The sequence below is a fragment of the Frischella perrara genome (assembly GCF_000807275.1).
Taxonomy (GTDB): domain Bacteria; phylum Pseudomonadota; class Gammaproteobacteria; order Enterobacterales; family Orbaceae; genus Frischella; species Frischella perrara.
Genome location: NZ_CP009056.1, coordinates 827,585 through 853,233 on the forward strand (window position 1 = coordinate 827,585; position 25,649 = coordinate 853,233).

General features: G+C 32.6%; 30 protein-coding genes. 12 read left to right on the forward strand and 18 right to left on the reverse strand.

Annotation, left to right across the window (positions count from 1 at the left end):
- Positions 1–16: 16 nt before the first annotated feature.
- The 3 genes from ppiB (at position 17) to FPB0191_RS03615 (ending at position 1,787) form a co-directional block, all read left to right on the forward strand.
- The gene (ppiB, locus tag FPB0191_RS03605) at positions 17–508 is read left to right on the forward strand and encodes a peptidylprolyl isomerase B (protein ID WP_039104098.1); all 492 of its coding nucleotides are present in this window, start codon (positions 17–19) and stop codon (positions 506–508) included.
- 17 nt (positions 509–525) lie between these two features.
- Positions 526–1,299: a UDP-2,3-diacylglucosamine diphosphatase gene (locus FPB0191_RS03610; protein ID WP_082018225.1), complete on the forward strand. Its 774-nt coding sequence runs from the start codon at positions 526–528 to the stop codon at positions 1,297–1,299.
- A gap of 137 nt (positions 1,300–1,436) precedes the next feature.
- On the forward strand, positions 1,437–1,787 hold the full coding sequence (locus FPB0191_RS03615) for a RidA family protein (protein WP_039104099.1): 351 nt from the start codon (positions 1,437–1,439) through the stop codon (positions 1,785–1,787).
- A 94-nt stretch (positions 1,788–1,881) separates the two neighbouring features.
- On the opposite strand, the gene fabA is transcribed toward FPB0191_RS03615, so the two are convergent.
- The gene (gene fabA, locus FPB0191_RS03620) at positions 1,882–2,403 is read right to left on the reverse strand and encodes a bifunctional 3-hydroxydecanoyl-ACP dehydratase/trans-2-decenoyl-ACP isomerase (RefSeq protein WP_039104101.1); all 522 of its coding nucleotides are present in this window, start codon (positions 2,401–2,403) and stop codon (positions 1,882–1,884) included.
- 72 nt (positions 2,404–2,475) lie between these two features.
- Positions 2,476–4,209 carry an AAA family ATPase gene (locus FPB0191_RS03625; RefSeq protein ID WP_039104103.1) on the reverse strand — a complete coding sequence of 578 codons (1,734 nt, stop codon included), beginning with the start codon at positions 4,207–4,209 and terminating at the stop codon, positions 2,476–2,478.
- A 255-nt stretch (positions 4,210–4,464) separates the two neighbouring features.
- Between FPB0191_RS03625 and FPB0191_RS03630 the strand changes: the two genes are divergently transcribed.
- The 5 genes from FPB0191_RS03630 (at position 4,465) to FPB0191_RS03650 (ending at position 8,615) form a co-directional block, all read left to right on the forward strand.
- Positions 4,465–6,204, forward strand: a complete 1,740-nt coding sequence (locus FPB0191_RS03630) for a DUF3413 domain-containing protein (RefSeq protein ID WP_039104105.1) — start codon at positions 4,465–4,467, stop codon at positions 6,202–6,204.
- 144 nt (positions 6,205–6,348) lie between these two features.
- On the forward strand, positions 6,349–6,816 hold the full coding sequence (locus FPB0191_RS03635; protein ID WP_039104107.1) for a NanQ anomerase/TabA/YiaL family protein: 468 nt from the start codon (positions 6,349–6,351) through the stop codon (positions 6,814–6,816).
- Positions 6,817–6,847: 31 nt separating this feature from the next.
- Positions 6,848–7,096, forward strand: a complete 249-nt coding sequence (locus FPB0191_RS03640; protein ID WP_039104109.1) for a YcgL domain-containing protein — start codon at positions 6,848–6,850, stop codon at positions 7,094–7,096.
- 33 nt (positions 7,097–7,129) lie between these two features.
- Entirely contained in the window at positions 7,130–8,182 is a 1,053-nt protein-coding gene (locus FPB0191_RS03645; RefSeq protein WP_110021795.1) for a lytic murein transglycosylase, read from the forward strand.
- Between the two features lie 4 nt (positions 8,183–8,186).
- A complete protein-coding gene (locus tag FPB0191_RS03650; RefSeq protein WP_039104110.1) occupies positions 8,187–8,615 on the forward strand; it encodes a YcgN family cysteine cluster protein in 429 nt (142 codons plus the stop codon).
- 141 nt (positions 8,616–8,756) lie between these two features.
- On the opposite strand, the gene FPB0191_RS03655 is transcribed toward FPB0191_RS03650, so the two are convergent.
- The 8 genes from FPB0191_RS03655 to FPB0191_RS03690 all read right to left on the reverse strand — a co-directional run bounded on the left by FPB0191_RS03655 (position 8,757) and on the right by FPB0191_RS03690 (position 17,074).
- Complete coding sequence (locus FPB0191_RS03655) at positions 8,757–9,596, reverse strand: heme biosynthesis HemY N-terminal domain-containing protein (RefSeq protein ID WP_039104112.1); 840 nt, start codon at positions 9,594–9,596, stop codon at positions 8,757–8,759.
- Positions 9,597–9,605: 9 nt separating this feature from the next.
- On the reverse strand, positions 9,606–11,036 hold the full coding sequence (locus FPB0191_RS03660; RefSeq protein WP_052236740.1) for a uroporphyrinogen-III C-methyltransferase: 1,431 nt from the start codon (positions 11,034–11,036) through the stop codon (positions 9,606–9,608).
- Complete coding sequence (locus FPB0191_RS03665; RefSeq protein ID WP_039104115.1) at positions 11,030–11,812, reverse strand: uroporphyrinogen-III synthase; 783 nt, start codon at positions 11,810–11,812, stop codon at positions 11,030–11,032. The genes FPB0191_RS03660 and FPB0191_RS03665 overlap by 7 nt, the downstream gene beginning before the upstream one ends.
- Positions 11,813–11,851: 39 nt before the next feature.
- Positions 11,852–12,772 (reverse strand): hydroxymethylbilane synthase, encoded by a 921-nt coding sequence (gene hemC, locus FPB0191_RS03670; protein WP_039104117.1) that lies wholly within the window; start codon positions 12,770–12,772, stop codon positions 11,852–11,854.
- A 121-nt stretch (positions 12,773–12,893) separates the two neighbouring features.
- Entirely contained in the window at positions 12,894–14,261 is a 1,368-nt protein-coding gene (gene purB, locus FPB0191_RS03675) for an adenylosuccinate lyase (RefSeq protein WP_039104118.1), read from the reverse strand.
- A 60-nt stretch (positions 14,262–14,321) separates the two neighbouring features.
- Positions 14,322–14,954, reverse strand: a complete 633-nt coding sequence (gene hflD / locus FPB0191_RS03680) for a high frequency lysogenization protein HflD (RefSeq protein WP_039104119.1) — start codon at positions 14,952–14,954, stop codon at positions 14,322–14,324.
- A 42-nt stretch (positions 14,955–14,996) separates the two neighbouring features.
- A complete protein-coding gene (gene mnmA / locus FPB0191_RS03685) occupies positions 14,997–16,127 on the reverse strand; it encodes a tRNA 2-thiouridine(34) synthase MnmA (protein ID WP_039104121.1) in 1,131 nt (376 codons plus the stop codon).
- 224 nt (positions 16,128–16,351) lie between these two features.
- Positions 16,352–17,074, reverse strand: coding sequence for a LexA family transcriptional regulator (locus FPB0191_RS03690; protein WP_039104122.1), 723 nt, complete (start codon positions 17,072–17,074; stop codon positions 16,352–16,354).
- 176 nt (positions 17,075–17,250) lie between these two features.
- Between FPB0191_RS03690 and FPB0191_RS03695 the strand changes: the two genes are divergently transcribed.
- On the forward strand, positions 17,251–17,466 hold the full coding sequence (locus FPB0191_RS03695; protein ID WP_039104124.1) for a helix-turn-helix domain-containing protein: 216 nt from the start codon (positions 17,251–17,253) through the stop codon (positions 17,464–17,466).
- A gap of 179 nt (positions 17,467–17,645) precedes the next feature.
- Here the strand turns inward: FPB0191_RS03695 and tpiA are convergent, their stop codons facing one another.
- A complete protein-coding gene (gene tpiA, locus FPB0191_RS03700; protein ID WP_039104125.1) occupies positions 17,646–18,413 on the reverse strand; it encodes a triose-phosphate isomerase in 768 nt (255 codons plus the stop codon).
- A 95-nt stretch (positions 18,414–18,508) separates the two neighbouring features.
- Here tpiA and zapB point away from each other — a divergent pair, with 95 nt between their 5' ends.
- The gene (gene zapB, locus FPB0191_RS03705) at positions 18,509–18,754 is read left to right on the forward strand and encodes a cell division protein ZapB (RefSeq protein WP_039104126.1); all 246 of its coding nucleotides are present in this window, start codon (positions 18,509–18,511) and stop codon (positions 18,752–18,754) included.
- Between the two features lie 188 nt (positions 18,755–18,942).
- On the opposite strand, the gene FPB0191_RS03710 is transcribed toward zapB, so the two are convergent.
- From FPB0191_RS03710 to FPB0191_RS03725, 4 genes are read right to left on the reverse strand one after another with little or no spacing between them, the layout of a single operon-like run.
- Entirely contained in the window at positions 18,943–19,122 is a 180-nt protein-coding gene (locus FPB0191_RS03710) for a YpfN family protein (RefSeq protein ID WP_039104128.1), read from the reverse strand.
- A gap of 1 nt (position 19,123) precedes the next feature.
- Complete coding sequence (gene dapE, locus FPB0191_RS03715; RefSeq protein WP_039104129.1) at positions 19,124–20,257, reverse strand: succinyl-diaminopimelate desuccinylase; 1,134 nt, start codon at positions 20,255–20,257, stop codon at positions 19,124–19,126.
- 3 nt (positions 20,258–20,260) lie between these two features.
- A complete protein-coding gene (locus tag FPB0191_RS03720) occupies positions 20,261–20,611 on the reverse strand; it encodes an ArsC family reductase (RefSeq protein WP_039104130.1) in 351 nt (116 codons plus the stop codon).
- 4 nt (positions 20,612–20,615) lie between these two features.
- Positions 20,616–21,068 carry a YaiI/YqxD family protein gene (locus FPB0191_RS03725; protein WP_039104132.1) on the reverse strand — a complete coding sequence of 151 codons (453 nt, stop codon included), beginning with the start codon at positions 21,066–21,068 and terminating at the stop codon, positions 20,616–20,618.
- 275 nt (positions 21,069–21,343) lie between these two features.
- On the opposite strand from FPB0191_RS03725, the gene ilvI reads away from it, so the two are divergent.
- Both ilvI and ilvN read left to right on the forward strand, forming a co-directional pair.
- Positions 21,344–23,062, forward strand: a complete 1,719-nt coding sequence (ilvI, locus tag FPB0191_RS03730; protein WP_039104135.1) for an acetolactate synthase 3 large subunit — start codon at positions 21,344–21,346, stop codon at positions 23,060–23,062.
- On the forward strand, positions 23,062–23,556 hold the full coding sequence (gene ilvN / locus FPB0191_RS03735; RefSeq protein ID WP_039104136.1) for an acetolactate synthase small subunit: 495 nt from the start codon (positions 23,062–23,064) through the stop codon (positions 23,554–23,556). Before ilvI ends, ilvN begins: the two co-directional genes overlap by 1 nt.
- Positions 23,557–23,621: 65 nt before the next feature.
- Here the strand turns inward: ilvN and cyaY are convergent, their stop codons facing one another.
- The 3 genes from cyaY to FPB0191_RS03750 all read right to left on the reverse strand — a co-directional run bounded on the left by cyaY (position 23,622) and on the right by FPB0191_RS03750 (position 25,356).
- Positions 23,622–23,933, reverse strand: a complete 312-nt coding sequence (gene cyaY / locus FPB0191_RS03740; RefSeq protein WP_039104138.1) for an iron donor protein CyaY — start codon at positions 23,931–23,933, stop codon at positions 23,622–23,624.
- Between the two features lie 156 nt (positions 23,934–24,089).
- Complete coding sequence (locus FPB0191_RS03745; protein WP_039104141.1) at positions 24,090–24,599, reverse strand: surface-adhesin E family protein; 510 nt, start codon at positions 24,597–24,599, stop codon at positions 24,090–24,092.
- A 1-nt stretch (position 24,600) separates the two neighbouring features.
- Positions 24,601–25,356, reverse strand: coding sequence for a hypothetical protein (locus tag FPB0191_RS03750; RefSeq protein ID WP_039104143.1), 756 nt, complete (start codon positions 25,354–25,356; stop codon positions 24,601–24,603).
- Positions 25,357–25,649: the final 293 nt, after the last annotated feature.

The following is a 25,649-nucleotide window of genomic DNA, read 5'->3' on the forward strand; positions in this document are numbered from 1 at the left end:
ATTAAAGGAACGTGATATGATTATATTTCATACCAATAAAGGTGATATTAAAATAGAAACATTTGAAGATAAGGCGCCTGAAACGGTAAAAAATTTCGTTGAATATTGTAAGGAAGGGTTTTATAACAATACAATTTTTCATCGAGTCATTAATAATTTTATGATCCAAGGGGGTGGTTTTGAACCTGGTATGAAACAAAAGAAAACCAAAGCCCCAATCAAAAATGAAGCTAATAATGGTCTAGCTAATGAACGTGGAACTTTAGCCATGGCTCGTACTATGGATCCCCATTCAGCTACAGCACAATTTTTTATTAATGTTGTTGATAACGACTATTTAAATTTCCGTTCAGCCGATGCAAATGGTTATGGATATTGCGTATTTGCCAAAGTTGTTGATGGTATGGATGTTGTCGATCAAATCAAAGCCGTAAAAACGGGTCGAAGTGGGATGCATTCTGATGTTCCGGTAGAAGATGTTATCATCGAAAATGTTACTGTGGAATAATCGATCATATTTTTGTTATGCAACGATTTTTTATTGCTGATATTCATCTTAATGATAACGAGCCTGTAATAACAACAGGCTTTTTGGCTTTTATTGAGAAATTACCGGAATCTTGTGAACTTTATATTTTAGGTGATTTATTTGATTATTGGATTGGAGATGATGAATATTCCTCACTGCATCAAAAAATAGCTGGTGCTTTAAGTGATCTAAGCAGACGTGGAATTAACGTTTTTTTCATACATGGTAATCGTGATTTTCTTATAGGTCAGCATTTTGCAGAGCAATGTCAAATGCAGATACTTCCAGAATTGTCGTTAATTGATAAGAAATCATCTCCTTTATTAGTTTTGCATGGTGATTTACTATGTACTGATGATAAGTCTTATCAGAAATTTCGTCGGAAAATGCATAATCATTGGTTGCAAAGATTATTTTTAATGTTACCAATGATGATTCGTCGCAAAATTGCCAATAAATTAAGAGGCGAAAGTCAGCAGTATAATAGTCGTAAGTCTGAAAAGATAATGGACGTTAATCAACAAGCTGTATCAACAATGATGCAGCAATTTCAAGCTCATACAATGATTCATGGACATACACACAAACCGGCAATTCATAGTTTCAAAATCAATAATATAGAAGTAAAACGTATGGTCTTAGGTGCTTGGCATGATGGTATCAATTTCATTTTTCAAGACAGTCAAGGAAGATTTCAGTTATATCTATTATCATTGAATATTAATGAGCTTATCACTACTTTCGATCAATCCATCTTAAACAAAGCTTAAATTATTTATGTCATTGTTATTCAATATACTTTTGTAGTATTTAGAAAATGATATAGATATACATAGATAATAAATTAATATATAGCTGTTAAATATAATTAGAATGCTTAACTAACATTAACTTTTATGGGAAAAATATGACAATTCAATATATTGATCCACAAGAACGCTGGTCAGAGGCTATTGTTCATAATGGTGTGGTCTATTATACAAGTGTGCCTACAAATTTAATCGCTGATGCATATTTGCAAACTAAAAGTGCTTTGACAGAGATTGATAACATGCTTGCAAGAGTGAATAGTAATAAAAATCTTATTCTTGATGCTACTATTTTCATTAGTGATAAAACTGATTTGACCGGGATGAATAAAGCTTGGGATGAATGGGTAACTAAAGGTCGTGCACCTGTACGTTGTACGGTTCAAGCTGCGTTAATGAATGAAAACTATAAAGTAGAAATAAAAATAGTTGCAGCAATAAATTTATAACGTTGTGTGATTAGCATTTTATTTAATTAAATAATATGTTAATTGAATATAAGAAAAATGGGTCAAAAATGACCCAATTAACTTGAGAACAGCTTTAGAATGTGGATGGGTCTTGAAATAAGCCGACTTTTAAGTCTGTTGCGTTATAAATGACTTTGCCGTCAACAGATACTTCACCATCAGCAATCCCCATTACCAATTTACGATTGATAACGCGTTTAAAATGGATCTTATAAGTCACTTTTTTAGATGTAGGTAATATTTGTCCTGCAAATTTAACTTCACCTACGCCTAATGCGCGACCTTTTCCTTTACCACCTAACCAGCCAAGATAAAAACCGACCAGTTGCCACATCGCATCAAGACCTAAACATCCCGGCATAACGGGATCGTTTTTAAAATGACATTTAAAAAACCAGAGATCAGGATTAATATCTAATTCTGCTTCAATATAACCTTTATTATATTGACCACCGTTATCATTCATCTCAATTATACGATCTAGCATTAACATTGGATCGGCAGGAAGAGGTGGTCCATCATGACCGAATAGTTCATTATTACCGGATTTAATTAAATCTTCTTTGGTATAGGATGATTTTCTTTCAAAAGTCATAGAAACCCTTTTATTTGATATCATTTATTATTTAGCTTACAAGTGTACGCTTAATTAGTCGCTTTTGCAATGCTATTTGCGCCATTTATTGAACCAACGAGCTGATCGCTTATCACCATTAATTATTGCTTGGATTCGTGCTTTAATTATCTTATGTAGGCTGATAACACTATTATCATTATAAGGTATACCTGTTAATAATAATAAAGCGTCAGCAACATTTTCAACTGCCCAAATATGGAATTGATTGTTTTTAATTGCCATTACAACTTCATCATTTAAACATAAATGATTTTGATTACTAGCAGGTATTATCACACCTTGCTGACCGGTTAAACCTTGATGTTGACAGATTGCAAAGAATCCTTCTATTTTTTGATTTACACCACCAATTGCTTGAACATGACCAAATTGATCAACAGAACCTGTAACAGCAATTTGTTGATTAATTGGTTGACCGGATAGGGCACTAATAATTACGGATAACCCTGCCAATGAAGCACTATCACCATCCACTTCGTTATAAGACTGTTCAAATACCAGTGATGCAGAAAAAGGTAATGGATGACTTAAGGCAAATTCAGATGTAATAAATGATTGCATAATCATCATTCCCTTAGAATGGATATTTCCAGCTAGATCATTCTTACGCTCAATATCATTTATTTCGCCATCACCATTGTGAATAAGACAACTTAAACGAGTAGGTTCACCTATTGCCTTAGGATGACCTGGATATTCAATAACAGATAATCCATTAATTTGACCAATTATTTGATCATGAGTGTTAATTAAAATTTGTTTATTTAATATTGCTTCTCTTAATCGTACGATTAGAGAATCTTCTTGCCAATTCTTACGTTTAGTAGCGGTTTTTATCGTTTCACTATTAATTCTACGATTATCCACTTGCGCAGCATTAACTAGTTGCGTATTGATCCAGTCTGGGATAAGGGGTAAGTAGTGTTGATCTTCAGTATGTTTGATACCTATTTTCACTAATTCAGCATATGCTGAAGCATCAATCTCTGGCAATTTCTGGAATTGTGCAACGGATTTAACATATCCTGCCCATTTTATGAGATTATCATCAGCGTAGATATTCACATCATTCTCAAATTCAGTATATAAAGCTGAATCATAAAACTCTGGTTCAAGATCTTGCAATTCTGCCATACTTAGACGATCACCTACTAAAATAACACGTAAATCAAGTGGCATTGAAGGGATCATAAAAGGTAATGGATTAGTATCATCGGTAGATAACCATGTAAATTCCTGCCATATAACCATCTGTTTGAGTTTATGCCATAAATCTAGTTGTTCAAGCAAAGAACGCAAGCTCAGAATAAGCACACCGCCATTTACTTTATGTACGAGACCTGGTTGTAATTTTAATCGTTGACCTTCCGGTTGTCTAACACAACCAAATAAGGCCTCGCTATCAACATAGGTGGAAAAAAGACAGTTATCTGATGTGGCAAAGTTATCTTGCTGATTTTTAGCTGAAGTTAAACTAATTTGATTATCACTAATATAATAAGCGTAACCACCATAATTGGCGGGAATTTGTTTACGTATATTATGCTGTAAAAGACTATAAATTAGAGGACTATCCGGCGCTTTTAATAACATAAAACGAGGGTGATAAGATTGTCTAATTTCAGGGCACAATAGTGATAATGTAGATTTAAGTCGTGGTTGTAGCGTCAAGAAATCAGCTTCAAGATGGTGTTCTTGCAATATTTGAGTGATTTTTTCAACATCTGGCGTAACTGCTTGCCAAGGTAATGAGCTCGTAGTCAATTTTTATCATCTTAAAAAACAAATAATTTATACAATTATACCTTAATAGCTTGCGTTTGTAATAATTAACCTGATTATTTTATCAATATAGATTGTTATTATTACAAAATAAATTGAACTAAAATCGTAGCTTATCTTTAAGGTGTGAATCTCAACTAAATATCGTATTAATAACGAAAAATATACAGAAAGATTTTCTAAAATCAGTTAAAATAAGGCTAATTTATCATAAGTTAGTTAAATCTATCCTTTTGTATGGTCAAACTTGAAAATAATTCATTACATCACGATCGTCGTTCACAAATTATTAGTTGGGGACATTGGTTTACACTATTTAATATTTTCTGGGTAATTGGCTTCGGTAGTCGTTACCTTTTTATTGCTGATTGGCCACCCACTTTTTTGGGTCGGTTATACGCCATAATAAGTTGTATAGGCCACTTTAGTTTTTTAACCTTTTTAGTTTATTTGATATTGATATTTCCTCTGAGTTTTATCATTCATTCAATTAAGTGGAATCGTATATTAGCGGTGATCATAGCTACCGTTGCCATGACATTGTTATTAATAGATATTGAGGTCTTTTCTTACTTTAGAATGCATTTAAATTTTTCGATTTGGCAAGTGTTAACTTCGTCAGATGATAATATGTTAAATGCACAATGGCAAAAACTGTTTATTTTTGTGCCCTTTTTTTTGGTATTGGAAACTGTTTTTGCACTTTGGAGCTGGCGAAAATTACGTAGCCTCAATAAAAGACGTCGATATTTTCACCTCGTCATTAGTGTATTTATTTTAAGTTTTATTTCTTCTCACTTAATTCATATTTGGGCTGATGCTAATTTTTATCGCCCAATTACGATGCAACGATCGAGTTTACCGGTGTCTTATCCACTTACTGCTCGTCATTTCTTAGAAAAATATGGTTTTATTAAAGCTGGTAATTATGAAATGCGAATAGAGCAAGAAGGTAATCCATTTGCGATTGCTGTTGAATATCCCTTAGGAAAAATTAAATATCAAACAACTGATAATCGCTACAATTTGTTAATGATTGTGGTAGATGATTGGTATGGTCCTGAACAGCTTTCTAATATGCCAAAATTACAAGATTTTGCTAGTCAACATATTCAATTTACTCGACATTATAGTTCTAGTACGCAAAATTATTTAGGTGATTTTTCATTATTTTATGGTTTAGACGCCAATTATTACAATAGTATTCTTGCTAGTCATAAATCATCAGTTTTAATTGATACACTAACTAAACAGCACTATAATTTTGGCTTATTTTCATCTGAAGGATTTGCACATCCGTTGTTTCATTATGCTCTGTTATCTAATTTTTCTATGCCTGATACAACCAGACATACCAATACCGGTACCACACAATTATGGTCAAATTGGTATGCTGATCAGAAGCAAAAAAATAACCCTTCCGCGTGGTTCTCGTTTATTCAATATAAAATTAATGGTCGAGATAAAGTAAATCTCAACTCTCAAATGAAACAACTTGATGATGATATTGAAAATGTTATTGCCACTTTACAGAAGGATGACGCACTTTCCAATACTATAATTGTTATTACGGCAGCAAATAGGTTACAAAATCATGATCAACGTTTTCTTAAACAATCATTAAATGTGCCATTAATTATTGCTTGGCCAAATAAAAATAGTGAAGTGATTTCGAGACCGACTTCACATGTCGATATAATGCTCACTTTAATGCAAGATGCACTCAATGTAACAACGCCGTATAAGCAATACAGTCAAGGGGAAAACCTTTTTACATCAAACCAACGTCAATGGTTAATTGCCGGAAAAGAGAATGAAATTGCTGCACTATATCCAGAAAGAACCATAGTGATAAATGGCTCAGGTTATTATCAAATTTATGATACTAATGATAAGCAATTGCATCATCAAAAAATTGGATTATCGACTTTTTTGCAGTTAATTACTGAAAATAGACGATTTATGGTTACCAATTAAAATTTACATTTAGTAGTTAAGGAACTCACTAGTCAAATCGATTGTAATTATCGTATTTGTCTAAATAAAATTGTGTGTCGAAGTGATAGCCTATCAATACTAAATATAGCTATAAAAATATAGAAATTATGGAGATTACAACTAATGATTATTGGCAATATCGAACATCTAGATCGTATTCCTTATCTACCTCAAAAATTAAAAAATGCTATTGAGTATGTACGTGATAACGTTAATGCTAACACCCCATTAGGACGCTATGAGATCGACGAAAATATTTTCTTTATGGTCTCAGATAATTCTACGCGTCTTGCTACTGATGCAAATCCCGAATATCACCGTCGTTATATTGATATTCAAATTGTGTTAAATGGAGCGGAAGGTATGGCATTTTCGGCTTTACCAGCTCACACAGAAGTCATTGAAGATCGTCTTATTCAAGATGATATAGCTTTTGTTAAAACCCCTTCAGAAGAAACAATGTTTATCGCACACGCCAACGATTTTGTTATTTTCTATCCGGGTGAGTTACATAAACCTTTGTGTGCAATAAATCAGCAATTAGCAAAAATTCGTAAAGTTGTGGTTAAAGTTGATATTAATTGTTTATAATCAAACAAGTTATCAATGAGGAAGTTAGTTTATGAAATGGTGTTATATTTATCGAAGTACCAAAAAAGAAAATAGTTATTTGTATATCGATAAAGAAAATGATTTTTCAAGAGTACCTGAAGTCTTGATGAAAGCATTTGGGCAACCTATTTTTGCTATGAAGGTTTTATTAGATGGCAAACGTCAATTTGTGGCTGGCAACGCTAAAGAAATTGAACAAAAAATAACAGATGACGGTTTCTTTTTACAAATGTTGAAAGATGATGATTTTATTGTTTAATCACAATTATGACTAGAAATAAAAGGAGCATTAATGAAATTTGCTAAAATCTTTCTGTCCATGGTATTTGTGATTTTGGTCGCAGGATGTGAAAATAAATCAAAAACTATTGAACAAAGTGACTCAACTATTACTTTTGATAAACCAAGAGAAGAGCGCTATTTTGGTGATTATGTTGGTTTATTAAAAAATTATGCGAAATCTCAAGGTATCAATAGCCAAACAATTAATGTGGCTTTCGACAAAGTTTACTATATTGAGCATGTTGTAAATGCTGATAAAAATCAACCTGAAAAAAAATCATCGATTAATGATTATTTATCCCGAACTGTTTCTCAAGAGAGAATTAAATTAGCTAAACAGAAATTTATAAAATATCATTCGCAACTTAGTGAGGCAACCTTATTAACTCATGTCCCTCAAAACTATATATTGGCCTTATGGGGTGTGGAAAGTGGATATGGAAAATATCAAGGTAAAGAGGATATCATTTCTGCTTTATCAACTTTAGCCTTTGATGGTCGGCGTGAACAGTTTTTCTTAAAAGAGTTAATGGCAGCACTTAGAATTTTAGAAAATGGGCATATTAAGAAAACAGAATTTAAAGGCTCTTGGGCTGGTGCAATGGGGCAAAATCAATTTATGCCATCTTCATACCTTGCTTATGGGCTGGATGGTGATGGCGATGGTAAAGTAGATATTTGGACAAATATGTCAGATATTTTTGCATCGACAGGTAATTACTTAGCTACAATTGGCTGGAAAGAAAAAGAAAGTTGGGGTTTCAAAGTCAATCTACCTGAAAATTTAGATCTTAATCTAGTAGGTTTAGATAATGACAAGGTAAAACCAGTTGCAGATTGGTTAAAACTTGGTATCAAACAAAGCGATAATAAAATGATTATAAATACTCAGACCAAAGCTTGGCTGATCATTCCTGATGAAGGCAGTCGTGAAGGTTATTTAGTATTTAATAATTTTAAAACATTAATGCATTGGAATCGCTCATATCATTTTGCTATTAGTGTTGGAATGTTAGCGGATAGTCTAGTTGATAACACCATCAATATTCATGCAGGGAAATAATATAATGACAACTCCATTTTGGCATAATAAAACCTTATCGCAGATGAGCGATGAAGAATGGGAACAATTATGTGATGGTTGTGGACGTTGTTGCCTAAATAAATTGCTTGATGAAGATACTAACGAGATTCTCTATACCAATGTAGCTTGCAATCAACTAGATATCCGTACAGGGCAATGCCGTCATTATGTTGACCGATTCAAATATGAACCTGATTGTATCAAACTAACACGAGAAAATCTTTTAACCATTGAATGGTTACCTAAAACTTGTGCTTATCGTTATTTTGAGCAGCATAAAACCTTACCAGAATGGCATCCTTTAATCACAGGCGATAAAAAAATGATGCGTAAAAAAGGCGTTTTAATTAAAAATCGTATTGTATATGAGAAGGATGTTATTCACTGGGAAAATCATATTATTTCCGAATAAATCACTCAGGATCAATTATTTATAGTTAGCTCATGTTCTAAACAAGATATGAGCTAACTAAATGATTTTTTAGTAAATCTGACAATGAGTATATTTACTCACTTTTATAGTAACTTAATCAGGCGAATGTAATAATTAAATTTATTTAATCTGATGCCCTAAATAAACTTCAACTTGTCCTTTTAAATCATTATTTCGACGAATTGTTTTAGGTTGTTCATTCCACCAAGCAAGTAATTCACCCGGGGTAACACTTCCTGCCAATTGGTTAATCCTAGCAGCATAAACTTGGTGTTCGATTTGTGTTAATTGATCTGCTGGATAGATTTCTGTTTTAAACATGGCTGGTAATAACTCAATAATTTCCTGAAAATTTCGAGTTTCAGTAAAAAATTGGTAAGCTAGACGAAGAACCTCTGGATTTCTAGGTTGTTTGTCTAACAGTTTTTCGACATTTTCATAAGCTGATTCATACTGTTGTAATTTTAATTGCAATTTTAATTGTATTAGACTAAAAGCAAATTGATATTCACTAGGGCAAGGTTGGTTAATCTGTTGGATATGTGAACTGGCTTGTTCTAAATGATTATGATCGATTTCAATTTGAGCTGCCTGCAAATGAGATAAAGTTCGATTGTTTTTGAATCTTGCACTCTTATCTAATAATTTAATTGCCTTATTGGTATCACCTTCCAATAAAGATAGTTGTGCTGCTTCAAATCGTTTAGTCGCTTTTTTAGAGGAACCATAATCAAGCCATTCGCTTAATATTGAATGTGAATTGAAAATAGCCTTTAGTACAATATAAATAAAATAAACTATACTAAATAGTACGATTTCTACTATGACAAACGTGGTCACACTCATGGTTATCCGATAACCTTGCATTTGAATAAGTACCATACCTTGATGACCGGATAACATAGGACCAACAATGATACCTATCATAAGTACCATAATTATAATTAAAATACGTAGCATCGTTATCTCCTAATTATTCAACATAGCTCGGACACGAACTTGCATTAATTTATTTAATTCCTCGTAGCTAGCAAGTTGTTGCGGAACATTTTGATTATTAATTGTTTGATGTTGCAGCTTATTTAATTCACTTATAAACGCTTTTACTGATGCTGAATTATGATCAAAATAGGTATTAGATGCTGTTATTGCATCCTTGAGTGCTTGCTGATAAATGGTTTCTTGATGTCGTGGAACAGCTTGGGCTGCAATTAAGAGTTTTAATTTGATATTTTCCCTCAAATAAGGAGCGTGTTCAGGCATAATCATAGCATTATGTGTTTGACATTCATTAATTAACTCTTTGTTTTGTCCTGCTTTAGCTATACATTCATTAAAACTATCGTATTTCTCGACTTGAATAAATTGACTTAAGAATGATTTAGATGTTTTTACTAAATTTTGATACCAATTTGAAGAGGATGACTTTTGATCATCGACAGAAGGGTTATTTGAACTTAGCTGTTTATTATTAATTATTTTTCCTGTTAATTGATCAAGTAAGGGTAATTGACTAACTGTATCAGCTAAATTCATTAATTGAATCTCTATTCCATCGAAATCTGTGAAACTAATAGCTGATAGTGCTGCAATATCTTGATTAATAGCCTGTCGTGCAGGTAATAAGCTTGGATCATTTGCTTGTGCGAGGCTAGTATCAGCATTTTTCAATAATAATCTTGCAGTCGTATAATCTTGATCATTCCAAATTTTACGTCCAGCGAGATTGACTAAATAATTAGCCTGTGAAATTAACCATACATTATTATTAGTAGTAGATAGTGCGGCAATATGTTCATTGAGTTGAACAATATTATTTTCAGAAACTCTCAACGCGTCATTGGTTTTAGTGAAAAATTGTTGTTGAGATTGAGTTTGATCTGATAATTGTTGGTGGATTTTATTTGTTAGATCAGTTAATTGTTGCTTTTGATTGGTCAAAGCGTTATCCAATTTTGTCGATATTTCATCATTTACCGATTGCGTCACCGTTTGTTTAAGGTTTGTTAACTCAGATTGTAATTGATTAATAATTTGTTTTTGTCGCTCTGCCTGCAAATGTGCGTGATAATAGAGAAAGCCTCCTAAACATAAAGTCAATGCGATAGCGATAATAGATAATTTCGAAATGGGTACTTTAGTATTAGTTTTTTGATTTGGTGAAACGGATTGGTCTTGTGACAGATTAGAATTTTTACCATTTTTCTCTGGAGTTGATTCTTTGGTGGCTTTGTTTGCTGGCTTTTTCATATTTTGGTACTCAGAAGTTGATAGCGATGAGTCAATGAGCTTACTATCTTTATCATTTAATGAATAATTATTAACTGTGCTGATATTTGATAAAGTAGCATTCGCACTTATTAAATGTTGGTTAGCTAATAGGGTGTTGTTTTTTACCATGATAAATTTTCATCCAAGGTATTTACTATTGTTTCGTTACTACATAAGGTGGAAATGGTTCTAAATAGATTATAATTATTAGCGTTTATAGCCAAATAGACTCTTTTCCATCCTAATGTTTCTGCTAGTTGTTTTATTTGCTTTCTTGTTACAATCAATGTGAATTGAGATTTTTGTTTATTTTGGCAATAATGCTCTAATTCTAGTAAGTGTGCCTGACTAGTTATTGCTATTATATTTATATTAGACAATTTATCGGCATTATCGTCAAGTATTGTATTAGAATGAAGAATCCTATCTTTATGATATATATAAATATTTTCAACATTAGCACGTCGTGATAGTAAAACGTCTTTTAATAACGTTTTTCCATTTTTAGCGCATAAAATCAAAATATTACGATTAGTTACTGATATATTACGTTCTACTAGATAATTTAATAATCCTTCACTACTTTCGTTAAATGAAGGTGATATTACCTTCTTCTTCGTTAATTGACTGAATAATGTTGCTGTTTGCTGACCTACTGCAAAATATTGAATAGTTGTAGGGAATTGGATCAACATTGAATATTGATTTATTTGCTCAATTACCTGTGGAGATGTTGCAATAACGATGTCATTATCATTCAATGCATTGAGTTTATGTTGCAAGATTGGTAAATCCGGACCGGCACTAATCTTAAAAAATGGTAAATGCTTAGCAGCAAATCCTGCCGTCTGGCATATTTTAGTTAATGTCTCACCGTAGGGCGATGGTCGCGTAATAATAATCATAGTCGATCTAATTTATCAATCCAATAATAAACAATTACATCAAATCTGAGCCAAAATCTCGTCAGCGCCAAGCGCTAGTAATTGTTCAGCTAAACAAATTCCAATTTCTTGAGGGGAATGTTTATCACCACTAATTTGTTTACTAATCAAATACTTACCATTAGTACTCCCAACTAATCCACGAAGGGTAAGACGATTACCATTTAAAATTGAATAGGCAGCAATTGGAACTTGACAACTTCCATTTAAATGTTGGTTCATTGCTCTTTCTGCGATGATGCAACATCGAGTTTTTTCATCATCAAGAGGATTAAGTAAGTTGTTAATTCGGCTATCATTAACACGTGACTCTATCCCGATAGCACCTTGTCCTACTGCTGGTAACATTATTTCAATTGGGATAAATTGTTTTATACGTTCAATTAAATTAAGTCTTTTTAGTCCAACAGCAGCCAATATGATAGCATCATATTCATTTTTATCTAGTTTTGATAAGCGTGTACCTACATTACCACGTAGATCTTTTATGATTAGATGAGGATACCTTGCTTTAAGTTGGCATTGACGCCTTAAACTTGATGTTCCAACGATAGCCCCAGCTGGTAATGTATCTAAACTTTCATAATGGTTAGACACGAAAGCATCTCGGATTTCATCACGGGCACATATAGTTGTTAGGGTTAGTCCACTTGGAAAGTTAGTTGGAATATCTTTAATTGAATGGACTGCAATATCTGCTTCACCATTTAATAGTGCGACTTCAAGTTGTTTAACAAAGAGTCCTTTACCGCCAATTTTAGATAATGGACTATCAAGTAATATATCACCCTGCGTCACCATAGGTACTAATTCAACACATAAATCGGGATGAAAGTGCGTTAATTGTGTTTTTACATAATTTGCTTGCCATAATGCTAACGGACTTTTACGCGTTGCAATTTTAATAGTGTTATTGTGCACAATCTTTCCTTTTTCAATATCCTAAAGTGATGCTAAAACGATGATAATTAAATATTCTGTAAATTATTTTTTTTAAATCTTTGAGTATATCTGACCAGTATATGGTCAGATATAATTATGATTACAACTTATCGACTAATTCTACTGAGTAACCAATATAATTAGCAGGGGTAAGTTGTTTTAGGCGTTGTTTTTCGTGGTCAGGTAATGGTAATCCTTCAATAAATTGTTGCATACCTAAGGCATCGACACGTTTTCCACGTGTTAACTCTTTTAGTTTTTCATATGGTTTTTCAATACCATAACGACGCATTACCGTTTGAATTGGCTCTGCGAGCACTTCCCAGTTACGATCAAGTTCTGCTAATAAATTTGCTTGGTTTACTTCTAACTTATTCAATCCTTTTAGCGTAGATTGATATGCGATCAAGGCATAGCCTAAACCCACACCAAGGTTACGTAAAACCGTTGAATCGGTTAAATCTCGTTGCCAACGTGAAATCGGTAATTTGCTAGCGAGGTGTTGCATAATCGCGTTAGCAATTCCTAAATTACCTTCGGAATTTTCAAAATCAATTGGGTTAACCTTGTGTGGCATCGTTGAGGAACCTATTTCACCAGCAATTGTTTTTTGTTTAAAGTGGTTTAATGCAATGTATCCCCATATATCACGGTTAAGATCGATCATAATGGTATTAAAGCGAGCAATACAATCAAAAAATTCGGCAATAAAGTCATGAGGCTCAATTTGGGTGGTATAAGGATTCCAAGTTAATCCTAATGATTCGACAAATTGTTGACTAAATTGATGCCAATTAATCTCGGGATAGGCAACCATGTGTGCATTATAATTACCTGTTGCACCATTAATTTTCCCTAAAATCTCGACGGATTGAAGTTGTTTTAATTGACGTTGTAAACGGTAAACAACGTTAGCAAATTCTTTACCTATAGTTGAAGGTGTAGCCGGTTGACCGTGAGTTCGTGAGAGTAATGGAATATTTTGATATAAATGTGCTTTTTCTTTTAATATATCAATAATTCTAGTCCAATAAGGAATAATAACTTCATTTCTAGCTGTTTTTAGCATTAATGAATATGAAAGATTATTTATATCTTCAGAAGTACAAGCAAAATGGATAAATTCTGCAATGTTAGCTAAGGTAGTATTGTTAGCAGTTTTTTCTTTAAGGAAATACTCAACAGCTTTAACGTCATGGTTGGTCGTTTTTTCGATTTCCTTTATTTGCAAAGCATCACTTTCATTGAAGTTTGTAATAATGTCATTTAGTAATTGATTAGTTGTCTCATCGAAAGAAGGTACTTCAGTGATTGCTTCATGTGCAGATAATTGTTGTAACCATCTTATTTCGACTATTACACGATATTTTATTAACCCATATTCACTAAAAATAGGTCTGAGTTCTAGTGTTTTGTCACCATAACGACCGTCAATCGGGGAGAGGGCTGTTAGTGCAGATAATTCCATTGGTTTGCTCCATTTTTAGTCAAACTTATAGTGTTAATAGGATTGTTATGAATCATTAATTTACTTTAGTAAAATCTCATCGATTGCTTTTAAGATTTTCTTTCTAGCAAATAAAAAGTGCCAACGATTGCCACCAACTTGATACCACAATATGGCTGATCTAATGCAACCGAATAGCGCAGTCCGAACTTTAGCTTGTACTAATGAGTTTTGTAGATATTCTACTTTACCTCTAACTTGAATTTTTGAAGCTAACGGACTAATAATATCAGAATAAATACCAGCTAAAGAGTAGGAAATTTGGTCATGATGTTCATCAATTGCTTCATCAAAATGATTCGTATAAAGCGATTTTATATGTTCTAGCCGTTGTCCGATTTGTTCTAAGCCATCCGTTTTTTTTATTAATCTGGTTGCCAGTCCTATACTGCCAAATACATACCGCATTACTTCAACTTTACTTTGTTGATTATTAGAAAGTAATTGTTTTAAACATTGCAATCCAATTTGAACATTATTCAATCCGCCAAATACTGATTCAGTTGTACTTGGAGACGTATTAAAAATACTTATTAACGATATGTGATATAAACGTGAGTCAGCTTGACCACTATTAGCTAATTGAGGTATTAAAAGTGCACTTTGGCAAACGCCGGCCAATGCAATTGCAATATGATGATATTTATCATTCATGTTAATTTTCTCATGCTTTGTTTCAATTTATTATTGATTAATTTATCCTTGACGTAATATTCTTTCCTCAATAATACCACCACCTAAACATACTTCACCTAAATAAAAAACAGCAGATTGACCAGGTGTGACCGCGGCGATAGGTTGATCAAAAATGACCTCAATATGTTCGTCATCAATTGGATTTATTTGACATGGGATATCTTGTTGTCGATAACGTGTTTTCACAGTACAGTTAATTGTCTTTCTAATTGGTTGGCGATCGACCCAATGCAATTGCCCGGCAATTAATCCACCTGAATATAGGGTAGGATGATCATAGCCTTGTGCTACAATAAGTTCATTATGCTCAACATCTTTATCTACAACATACCAAGGCGTTTCTTCTGCATTTTTTAGCCCACCAATTCCTAAACCTTTACGTTGTCCTAAAGTATGATACATCAAACCTTGATGTTCTCCGATAACTTCACCGTCAACAGAACGAATTAGACCAGATTGAGCAGGTAGGTAGCGGGCAAGAAAATCACGGAATTTACGCTCACCAATAAAACAAATGCCTGTAGAGTCTTTTTTGGCAGCTGTAACTAATCCCAATTCCTCAGCGATTTTTCTAACTTGTGGTTTTTCAAGTTCACCGACCGGAAATAATGACTTACTAATTTGGGCTTCACTTAAAGTATATAAAAAATAACTTTGATCTTTGTTTTTGTCTAGCCCTCGGAGTAATTGAACTTTACCATTATATTCGCCTTTTCGGACATAGTGACCTGTTGCAATATAATCAGCACCTAAATCCTCTGCTGCATAGTCAAGAAATGCTTTGAATTTGATTTCTTTATTACATAATATATCAGGATTAGGTGTGCGACCCGCACGATATTCCGCTAAGAAATGTTCAAAAACATTATCCCAATATTCAGCCGCAAAGTTAATAGTTAGTAACTTAATTCCTAATTTATCGCAAACAGCTTGTGCATCTGCAAGATCAGTGGCAGCCGAACAATACTCTTCATTATCATCTTCTTCCCAGTTTTTCATAAAGAGCCCAACAACTTCATAACCTTGTTGTTGGAGTAAGTAAGCAGAAACAGACGAATCTACACCGCCCGACATACCAACGATAACTTTTGTGTTTGAATTGATAGCATTACGCGTAATATTTAGTGACATAACAAATTACTATAAGATATAAAAAGAAAAAAATTACTAACAATTCTAACATGAATGCTTTAAGAGCTGAATTTTTAGTTTTAAAAATATGAAATTATTCTTTAGGGCTATTTTGTTAGGAAATTACATAACTATTAGCGATTTTCTATTAGCTAATAGTTATGTAATTATTAAGTTTAATATAATTCCTTAAAATCTAACAAAACGATAAGAAATTTTGGTATTCAAGAAAGATCTTTTAAAATGGCAATGACTTTACCAATAATTTTAAGTTCTTGATTACAAAGTGCTTTGTCTATTTTAATTGATTGGTATTTATCGTTGTCAGGAATAAGCAAAAGATATTTTCCATGATTTTGTATCCTTTTTATGCTTAATGCATCGCCATACTCTACAATATACAAATAACCATCAAATAATTGTGTATGACCAGTATCTATGATTATCGTATCATTATTGGCAATAGTGGGGGCCATAGAGTCGCCTTTTGCCCAATAGACATAAAGATCATTTATATCAAAATCATGAGTCTTTATGCATCTTAAATCAAAAGATATTTTACTGATTGGATTCGATCTATTGTTTGTATTTGATGTTTCATCTTGCAAAAGTGATGATTTTGATTCTTGGTAAGCAGGAATATGGACTATTTGAGTCGTTAGAGTGTTAGATAATAAACGACATTCACCACGCCCGGTTGCCAACCATTCTATTGATATATCGCAACTTTTTGCTATTTGTGCTAAACGATTTAATGATGGATACGTTTTTCCAGAAAGGTAGTCCCGAATTACAGCTTCAGACATTCCCACTTTTTTAGCAAAAGCATTACCTGACATGCCTTCTTGTGCTAATGAAAGTCTATTCTTAAATTCAATAACACCCGATTCTTCTAAAATCTTTTGTTTTTCAAGATCAAATAATGTTATTTTTTTATTTTCATTCATTTTTCATCCAACTTACTTATGTTTATTTGTGCTTTTCTATGTAAAAAAGTGTATTTTTTTGTTTAAATTCGTCTTTTAGTGTGGTATTCTTTTTACTCAATTTATATTCACACGTAGTTAATATTTTACAACGATAATCATAACTATATCTATATACATAATAAGAGGATCTCACAATGGGAGTACAAGATCAAGATTGGTTACCTTCAAGAGTTGTTGGAGAAATCAAAATCAGAGGTGGAAGTTTGCGAGAATTGTCTCGTTCAAATGGTTTACAAGCTGATACACTGAGAAATGCATTATATCGTCATTGCCCAAAATATGAAAAAATTATTTCTGAATATTTAAATGTTCCTATAGAGGTTATCTGGCCAAGTCGATATAAAAAATAGTGTTCTTGATATTTCCGTTAACTCTTTAATTCTTTATCTATTTATTAAATAGATTTTTTTTAATTGTTTTATGTAATAATTTGTTATTAATCTATTTTATACCTTACTAAAGTATTGAAGAGTAAAAAAGGCAGTAAATATGAATTATTTACTGCCTTATTACAAAGGAAAGATATCAATTATTTACTTTTCGCTTTAGCTGCCGCTTTAACAATAACAGCAAAGGCATCCGCTTTTAATGATGCACCACCTACTAAAGCACCATCAATGTCAGGTTGAGTAAATAGCTCAGCTGCATTTTTATCATTAACAGAACCGCCATATTGAATAATAACTTGTTGAGCAACATTTGCATCTAACTTAGCAATATGATCACGAATAAATTTATGAACAGCTTGTGCTTGTGCAGGGGTTGCAGACTTGCCGGTACCAATAGCCCAAATAGGCTCATAAGCAATAACCGCATTATTAAATGCCTTAACGCCTAATAGATCGATAATTGCATCAATTTGTTTTGCACAAACAGCTTCAGTTTGACCTGCTTCATTTTCAGCTTCAGTTTCACCAATACATAATACAGGAACAAGGTTGTTTTCTTTTAAAATGCCAAATTTTTGTGCGATAAACTGATCTGACTCTTTGTGATATGTTCGACGTTCAGAGTGTCCAATAATAACATGAGTTACACCAGTTTCTTTAAGCATTGCAGCTGATATATCACCTGTATATGCACCTGATAGGTGGGTATCAACATTTTGCGCACCTAAAATGATTTTAGAATCACTCAATAATTTTTGCACATAATCTAAATAAACTACTGGAGGTGCAATAGCTATATCACAACCCTCAACTCCCGTAAGTTCTTTTTTTAGACCTGTAACAAGATCTAAAGCCATTTGTTTGCTACCATTGAGTTTCCAGTTACCCATAACGAGTGGTTTACGCATAAAATTCTCCATAAATGATTTTAATAAGTGTAGATTTAAAAGTAATTCGTTATAATAGCGCTATTATACACAAATAATCATTGTTGAGGATCACTATGTCTTTAGAAATACTTAATCAATTAGAAGCAAAAATTCAGCATGCAGTTGGTACTATCAAAACCTTACAAAATGAAATTAATACGCTTCAACAAAAAAATAATGATTTAGAACAGCTAATTAATGATGAAGCTGATACAGTCAAAAATTTACAGGCGGAAAATGAAAAGTTAAAACATGAGCAAAATATTTGGCAAGAGCGTATCACAACCTTATTGAATAAAATTGGGGAAATTTCTCAATAACGAAATCGTACAAAAGTACGAACGTTTTAATAGATAAGAATAGTGGACTGATTATATTATAGTTCTTGATTTGCTCTGTCTTATTTATACTATATTCAAAATAGAATCATTTAAATACAATTAGCGATATTATTTTATAATTACCTTTAATATTCGGTGAATTATAGAATAATATCGCTAATAGAATATTATGATTTATCGTCATTTTTATTAGGATTAGGTAAATCATTATTATTAATGGCTTTATGATCTTTCTTTTTTAAATACGCCTTAAATGAAGTTTTATTTAGGTCTTTTATTGCGCTAATAAATATACCCGCTAATAAAATTAAAATTATCCACCAATAATCTTTAAACCATTCCATCATCTTATTTACCTAACAATTGTACGAGTATCTCGTGATAAATCTTTTTTAAATTGATAATGTCATTACACGGTACATGTTCATTAACTTTATGAATCGTTCCATTTGTTACGCCTAATTCAATGACTTGACAGCCCATTTTAGCAATGAATCTGCCATCAGAAGTTCCACCACTTGTTGAAAGTTCACATTTAATATTCATCACCTGTTTAATAGCTTGGCAAGTTATATCGGTCAGTTTACCTTGAGGAGTTAGAAAAGGATGACCGGAAAGACGCCATTTTAGAGTATAATTAACTTGATGTTGATTAAGGATAGATTCAACTCGATGTTTGATTATTTCATCGGAAAGCTCACTACTAAAGCGAAAATTAAACTGTACTTTTAATTCTCCGGGAATAACATTCTCGGCGCCAGTTCCGCCATTGATATTGGCTATTTGCATTGAAGTGGGTGGAAAATAGCTATTACCATTATCCCAAGTTGTATTTACTAAATCAGATAGTACGGGTGCAAAGCGATGAACTGGATTATCAGCTAAATGAGGATAAGCAACATGACCTTGAATTCCATGAATGACTAAATTTGCGGTGATTGAACCACGGCGACCGTTCTTTATTTGATCTCCAACAATTTTATTACTTGATGGTTCGCCAACAATGCAATAATCAATACGTTCTTGACGTTGCATTAAAATATCGACTACTTTAGTCGTACCATCTGTAGCATCGGCTTCTTCATCTGATGTTAATAAAAATGCAATACGGCCTTTATGATTAGGATTGCATTTAATATATTCTTCAACAGAACAGATCATCGCTGCAACACCGCTTTTCATATCAGCCGCACCACGTCCGTATAAATTACCTTGTTCGTCGATGGTTGCTTGAAAAGGTGGAAATCGCCATTTAGTTTCATCACCAGCAGGGACAACATCCGTATGACCGGCAAATAAAATTGTTTCACCTTCTCCATGATAAGCCCATAAATTTTTAGTTTTATTGAAATTGAATTCTTCAATTGTAAAATTTAAAGCTTTAAGTCGCTCAATAATAATGGATTGACAAGCTTTATCATCAGGACTAATTGATTTTTGTTCTATTAATTTTTTCGTAAGTTCAATGACAGATTCAGACATGGATTAGTTCTCAAAAAAATGTTGATATAATTCAGAAGAAAAGCCAGCTAAGACTTTATTCCCTTTGGTGATAATGGGGCGTTTTATGATTGATAAATTTTGTTGGATTACGGCAATTGCAGTCTGTTCATCTATTACACTTTTACGTATGGCCTCGTCAAGTTTACGCCAAGTGGTTCCTCTTTGATTCAAAACATTTTTCCAACCTAACGAATGAAAGAAAATCTGTAATTGGTCATCAGTGATACCTTCAACTTTATAGTTATGAAAGTGGTAATCTATGTGATGTTCATCAAGCCATTTAAAAGCTTTTTTCATCGTATCACAATTTTTTATGCCATAGATAGTTATCAAATCATTACTCCTTATTGCGTTGAGAAATTAATTTATCTATTTGATTAACAAAGTTTTGTCGATCCTTGTTTGAAAAAGGGGATTGACCACCAGTTTGAAAACCACTAGCTCGCATGGTTTCCATAAAATCACGCATTATTAATGTTTCTTTGATTGTTTCAAGTGTATAGCGCTGTCCGCGAAAATTAATGACGTTAGCACCTTTATTTAATAATTCAGCCGCTAAAGGAATATCTGCTGTGATAACAAGGTCATTAGGTTGAACCTGATTGATAATTGCTAAATCAGCAATGTCATATCCTTTTGCAACTAGCTGCATTTTTATAAATGATGATTTTGGTAATTTAAGCCATTGGTTTGCAACAAAAATTGCATTGATTTGTTCTCGATTAGCAATGCGATAAATAATTTCTTTGATGGGATTTGGGCATGCATCGGCATCAATCCAGATCTGCATAATATTCCTTCAATTTTTCATAGTGCCTGTAATTATAACAGGTGTTAAGTAATATGTATTTTTAACTTCGATAGATAATCATTATCATGAGTCGACATTATGTTATTACAAATAGGGTTCCAAATTGATAAATTGTTTTTATCAAAAGTGATTTATAAAAAGCTTCTTTAATCCTAGCCAAACTCTGGGATATTTACTTAACAATTTTTGTTAAATCATATAATCTATGGGTAAAATAAAGATATTCTAATTTTAAAATAATATTGGAGGGTTGCATGGCAAAATTGTCAGGCGCAGAGATGGTAGTTCAGTCTTTGGTGGATCAAGGAGTAAAGCAAATTTTTGGTTATCCCGGGGGGAGTGTATTAGATATTTATGATGCTTTACATACTCTTGGTGGAATTGAGCATGTATTGGTAAGACATGAGCAAGCAGCCGTTCATATGGCCGATGGTTATGCTCGTGCAACAGGTAATGTTGGTGTTGTCCTTGTAACTTCAGGTCCTGGGGCGACAAATACAATAACAGGTATTGCTACTGCATATATGGATTCTGTACCCATGGTCGTTATTTCAGGGCAGGTTGCTAGTCATCTCATTGGTAATGATGCATTTCAGGAATGCGATATGATTGGAATATCTCGCCCTGTAGTCAAACATAGCTTTCTAATTAAACGTACCGAAGATATTCCTGAAACAATAAAAAAAGCATTTTATATTGCTTCTACTGGTCGCCCAGGGCCGGTTGTTATTGATTTACCGAAAGATGTAATGAATCCAGCAGTAAAATATACTTATAATTATCCAACATCTGTAAATATGCGTTCTTATAATCCTACCGTACAAGGACATAAAGGACAAATTAAAAAGGCATTGAAGGTTCTTTTATCAGCGAAAAAACCTGTTCTATATATTGGTGGAGGAATTATTTCAGCCAATGCTGAAAGTCAAGTGCGTGATCTTGCAGAAAAATTAAATTTACCGGTTACAACAACTTTAATGGGAATTAGTGCTTTTCCTGGTACCCATAAGCAAAATCTTGGTATGCTTGGTATGCATGGTGTATATGAAGCAAATATGGCTATGCATCATGCTGATGTGATTTTGGCAGTAGGTGTAAGGTTTGATGATCGAACCACAAATAATCTTGATAAATATTGTCCAGATGCCAAGGTCGTTCATGTTGATATTGATCCTACTTCAATTTCTAAAACCGTTGCTGCAACAGTACCTGTAGTTGGTGATGCTAAATTCGTAATTGAAAGTATGTTAGAACAGCTAGCTGAAGATAAGTCACATATTGACTTAGATGCTTTGATTAATTGGTGGAAACAAATTGAACATTGGCGCGCGAAGCACTGTTTGTCTTATAGTACAGAAGGTGAACTTATTAAGCCTCAGGAAGCATTAGAATTACTTTATAAACTGACAAAAGGTGATGCCTATGTTGCAACTGATGTAGGGCAACATCAAATGTTTACCGCACTTTATTACCCATTTGATAAACCTCGTCATTTTATTACTTCTGGTGGACTAGGAACGATGGGCTTTGGTTTTCCAGCTGCTTTAGGTGTTAAATTGGCTTTTCCTAAAGATCGAGTAGTTTGTGTGACCGGTGATGGAAGTATTCAAATGAATATTCAAGAATTATCGACAGCCTTGCAATACGATTTACCTATTTTAATTTTAAACTTAAATAATCGTTTCTTAGGTATGGTGAAGCAATGGCAAGATATGATTTATGCAGGTCGACACTCAAGCTCATATATGGAATCACTGCCGGATTTTGCCAAAATAGCCGAGGCGTATGGACACGTAGGTATTTCCATTAAAAAACGAAGTGATCTTGAGCCGTTAATGAAAAAAGCGCTTTCGATAACAGATAAATTAGTTTTTGTGGATGTAATGACTGATGCTACCGAACACGTTTATCCAATGCAGATTCGTGGTGGAGCTATGAATGAAATGTGGTTAAGCAAAACGGAGAGAACTTAATGCATTATATATTATCGATTTTAATTGAAAATGAACCTGGTGCGTTATCACGAGTGATAGGATTATTTTCTCAACGTGGTTTTAATATTGAAAGTGTAACGACAGCTCCAACAGAAGATCCTACAATGTCGCGAATGACAATTAAAACAACAGGTGATGCGCATGTATTAGAACAGATTCAAAAACAATTGCATAAATTAGTGGATGTTTATCGCGTTTATGATCTAACAGAAGGCCCCCATGTAGAACGGGAAATTATGCTAATCAAAATTGCAGCCAAAGGTTCACAAGCAAGGGAAGAAGTTAAACGTTGTGTTGATATTTTTCGTGGTTCTATTGTTGATGTGAAAGCAACGCAGTACATCGTTCAATTAGTGGGAACAAGTGAAAAATTAGCGTCATTTTTAGCAGCAATCCGTGAAACGTGCGAAGTCATTGAAATGGTACGTTCTGGTATTGTTGGGTTATCACGTAGTGATAAAAGTAGCAAATGAAATAAGTATATTATTCACTACTTATTTTATTTATTAAGGCGCAAATATTGCGCCTTTAATTTTAACTAATCTTTGATTTGATTGATAACAGATTGAGAAAATAGTTGCTTGAAGGGTATACCACTTCGATTACAGATCCAATTTCCTTCTTTATTTTCAAAATGATAGCCTTGTTGTGGTGTAGCCATCCAAATTTGTAATAAAGGTTCTTGCGTATTAATTATGATTTTATTGTTATTTTCAAAGGTGATTGTGATTACATTTCCATGACTTTCAAAATCAATATCGGTGTCAAATTGTTCAGCAAAAGTATCAATATCACGTTCAATTTCATCAAATAGTGTATCGGCTAATTGGTGAAATACTTTTATTTCCATAAATAAGTTATCCTATAGCTTAAAGACAAAATAAGTTTAACATTAATCTTATCACGAATAAAAAAGTATTAGTTTTTTATCAAATATAATTTAATGAACAAATTTATTGACTTATTTTAATAGCAAAGCGCAATATGCGCTTTGATAAAGATAGTTTTAATCATTAAGTGGTAATGCGCAAATAACTTGCAGATTACGTCGTTCTTTGGTGCCGGATTCGGTTGATATAAGTCGATTAATTTCATGAGTACTATTTTCTAATTGACCCTCACCAAAATTATTTTCATAAAATTGTGTTATCCCCTTAGCATATTCAAAATTATGGCAGTTAACATATTCTTGAACAACGATAGAATGATAAGAAAAACCTTCTTCACTCCCTTCTTTATCTTGCGATAATGCTGGAGAATAATTGGTAATACGTGAATAGGTTCTGATTAAAGGGTTATATGGGTGTAGTTTAACACTTTTTCGATCAACAAAACTAAAGCCAACAGAACCAGACTGATATAACTTTTCTATAGGAAGATAACGTGTAGGAACTCTCGGATCTTTTAGACTTGAATTTTGTTCGATTTGGTCGGTATTATTGGCAAAAGTGAAATGTGATGTACCAATAATTGAAAAAATCATAACTATTTGTAAAAGATAACTACTTTTTTTCATATTACATATCCTTATTCACTTTAGTCTCATCATTCATCATTTTTATGGGTGTCTGAATATCATCTTGAGAAGGCTCATCTTCTGAGATTTTATTTTTCGCTTTAATTTTATCGGCAAGTTCTTGAGCAATATATTGCATATCGGGATGAATCGAATATAGTATGTCTTTAGTTATATCGCCTTGTAATGAACATAATAAATACGTCTGATTATCATTGATTTTTTCTAAATAAATCATCTTTTCAGTCGTATTAGCACGCGGAGCTACACCATCGAAACTATAAGGGTAATTTTCCCATCCTTTATTTTGTTTTTGATTATCAAAACGTTGTGAATTCGTAATAAAGGTATTTTCACTAAAAGGTTGCCATGAAAATTGTTCGAATTTATTTTGTATATCACTGATTGAATTATTTACAATGAATCCCCAATAATAGTATTTGCCTAGATTATAGGTATTTATGTATTTATTTACGTAGCTCGTTAATACTAAACCTCTATAATTTATTGGTTGTCTAAACGTGTAAGTAAAATCATTGTCTGATGAGATATCATTTACTGGAATATAGGCAATTTCATCTTTAACATTAAGATCGCTATAAACAGAAAAATCTTCAACATTATCTTTTAATTGATGGAAAAAGCTATTATCACAATTAAAAAATGAATCGACAACACTTGTCACGTTATCATTTGCTAAGGCACTGTTGCAAATAAACAAAGAACTTAATATAAGAAGCGTCTTTCTATTAATCATATTCTATCCTTGAACTCATATAGTGTTCAAAATTATTTAATATTTTGATTTAATTATAAATCTTTACTTAAATTAATCTATAAAAATAAATAAAAAAATTGTTATTTAAATATTTCGAGATATTTTCATTGTTAATTCAAATAATGTAAAGTACATATTTTATATAAACTAATATTTGTTTTGAATTTTTTATAATGAAGTGTAATAAAAGTTGTAATTGAGGACTATTTCAAAGCTATTTAATAAATGATATAATTTGCGACCAAAAATTTGTATCTAACATTGATTAAGAT

What these genes read in the sequence shown, in the direction of transcription:
- FPB0191_RS03650 (WP_039104110.1), top strand. Translation starts at nt 8,187, where the DNA reads ATGACAACTCCATTTTGGCATAATAAAACCTTATCGCAGATGAGCGAT.
- FPB0191_RS03745 (WP_039104141.1), bottom strand. Translation starts at nt 24,599, where the DNA reads ATGAAAAAAAGTAGTTATCTTTTACAAATAGTTATGATTTTTTCAATT.
- ilvN (WP_039104136.1), top strand. Translation starts at nt 23,062, where the DNA reads ATGCATTATATATTATCGATTTTAATTGAAAATGAACCTGGTGCGTTA.
- FPB0191_RS03710 (WP_039104128.1), bottom strand. Translation starts at nt 19,122, where the DNA reads ATGATGGAATGGTTTAAAGATTATTGGTGGATAATTTTAATTTTATTA.
- FPB0191_RS03655 (WP_039104112.1), bottom strand. Translation starts at nt 9,596, where the DNA reads ATGCTACGTATTTTAATTATAATTATGGTACTTATGATAGGTATCATT.
- FPB0191_RS03635 (WP_039104107.1), top strand. Translation starts at nt 6,349, where the DNA reads ATGATTATTGGCAATATCGAACATCTAGATCGTATTCCTTATCTACCT.
- ppiB (WP_039104098.1), top strand. Translation starts at nt 17, where the DNA reads ATGATTATATTTCATACCAATAAAGGTGATATTAAAATAGAAACATTT.
- FPB0191_RS03690 (WP_039104122.1), bottom strand. Translation starts at nt 17,074, where the DNA reads ATGAATGAAAATAAAAAAATAACATTATTTGATCTTGAAAAACAAAAG.
- ilvI (WP_039104135.1), top strand. Translation starts at nt 21,344, where the DNA reads ATGGCAAAATTGTCAGGCGCAGAGATGGTAGTTCAGTCTTTGGTGGAT.
- FPB0191_RS03615 (WP_039104099.1), top strand. Translation starts at nt 1,437, where the DNA reads ATGACAATTCAATATATTGATCCACAAGAACGCTGGTCAGAGGCTATT.
- purB (WP_039104118.1), bottom strand. Translation starts at nt 14,261, where the DNA reads ATGGAATTATCTGCACTAACAGCCCTCTCCCCGATTGACGGTCGTTAT.
- FPB0191_RS03660 (WP_052236740.1), bottom strand. Translation starts at nt 11,036, where the DNA reads ATGGTAAAAAACAACACCCTATTAGCTAACCAACATTTAATAAGTGCG.
- FPB0191_RS03725 (WP_039104132.1), bottom strand. Translation starts at nt 21,068, where the DNA reads ATGCAGATCTGGATTGATGCCGATGCATGCCCAAATCCCATCAAAGAA.
- fabA (WP_039104101.1), bottom strand. Translation starts at nt 2,403, where the DNA reads ATGACTTTTGAAAGAAAATCATCCTATACCAAAGAAGATTTAATTAAA.
- zapB (WP_039104126.1), top strand. Translation starts at nt 18,509, where the DNA reads ATGTCTTTAGAAATACTTAATCAATTAGAAGCAAAAATTCAGCATGCA.
- mnmA (WP_039104121.1), bottom strand. Translation starts at nt 16,127, where the DNA reads ATGTCACTAAATATTACGCGTAATGCTATCAATTCAAACACAAAAGTT.
- dapE (WP_039104129.1), bottom strand. Translation starts at nt 20,257, where the DNA reads ATGTCTGAATCTGTCATTGAACTTACGAAAAAATTAATAGAACAAAAA.
- FPB0191_RS03645 (WP_110021795.1), top strand. Translation starts at nt 7,130, where the DNA reads ATGAAATTTGCTAAAATCTTTCTGTCCATGGTATTTGTGATTTTGGTC.
- FPB0191_RS03630 (WP_039104105.1), top strand. Translation starts at nt 4,465, where the DNA reads ATGGTCAAACTTGAAAATAATTCATTACATCACGATCGTCGTTCACAA.
- FPB0191_RS03695 (WP_039104124.1), top strand. Translation starts at nt 17,251, where the DNA reads ATGGGAGTACAAGATCAAGATTGGTTACCTTCAAGAGTTGTTGGAGAA.
- hflD (WP_039104119.1), bottom strand. Translation starts at nt 14,954, where the DNA reads ATGAATGATAAATATCATCATATTGCAATTGCATTGGCCGGCGTTTGC.
- FPB0191_RS03610 (WP_082018225.1), top strand. Translation starts at nt 526, where the DNA reads ATGCAACGATTTTTTATTGCTGATATTCATCTTAATGATAACGAGCCT.
- FPB0191_RS03750 (WP_039104143.1), bottom strand. Translation starts at nt 25,356, where the DNA reads ATGATTAATAGAAAGACGCTTCTTATATTAAGTTCTTTGTTTATTTGC.
- tpiA (WP_039104125.1), bottom strand. Translation starts at nt 18,413, where the DNA reads ATGCGTAAACCACTCGTTATGGGTAACTGGAAACTCAATGGTAGCAAA.
- FPB0191_RS03665 (WP_039104115.1), bottom strand. Translation starts at nt 11,812, where the DNA reads ATGATTATTATTACGCGACCATCGCCCTACGGTGAGACATTAACTAAA.
- cyaY (WP_039104138.1), bottom strand. Translation starts at nt 23,933, where the DNA reads ATGGAAATAAAAGTATTTCACCAATTAGCCGATACACTATTTGATGAA.
- FPB0191_RS03640 (WP_039104109.1), top strand. Translation starts at nt 6,848, where the DNA reads ATGAAATGGTGTTATATTTATCGAAGTACCAAAAAAGAAAATAGTTAT.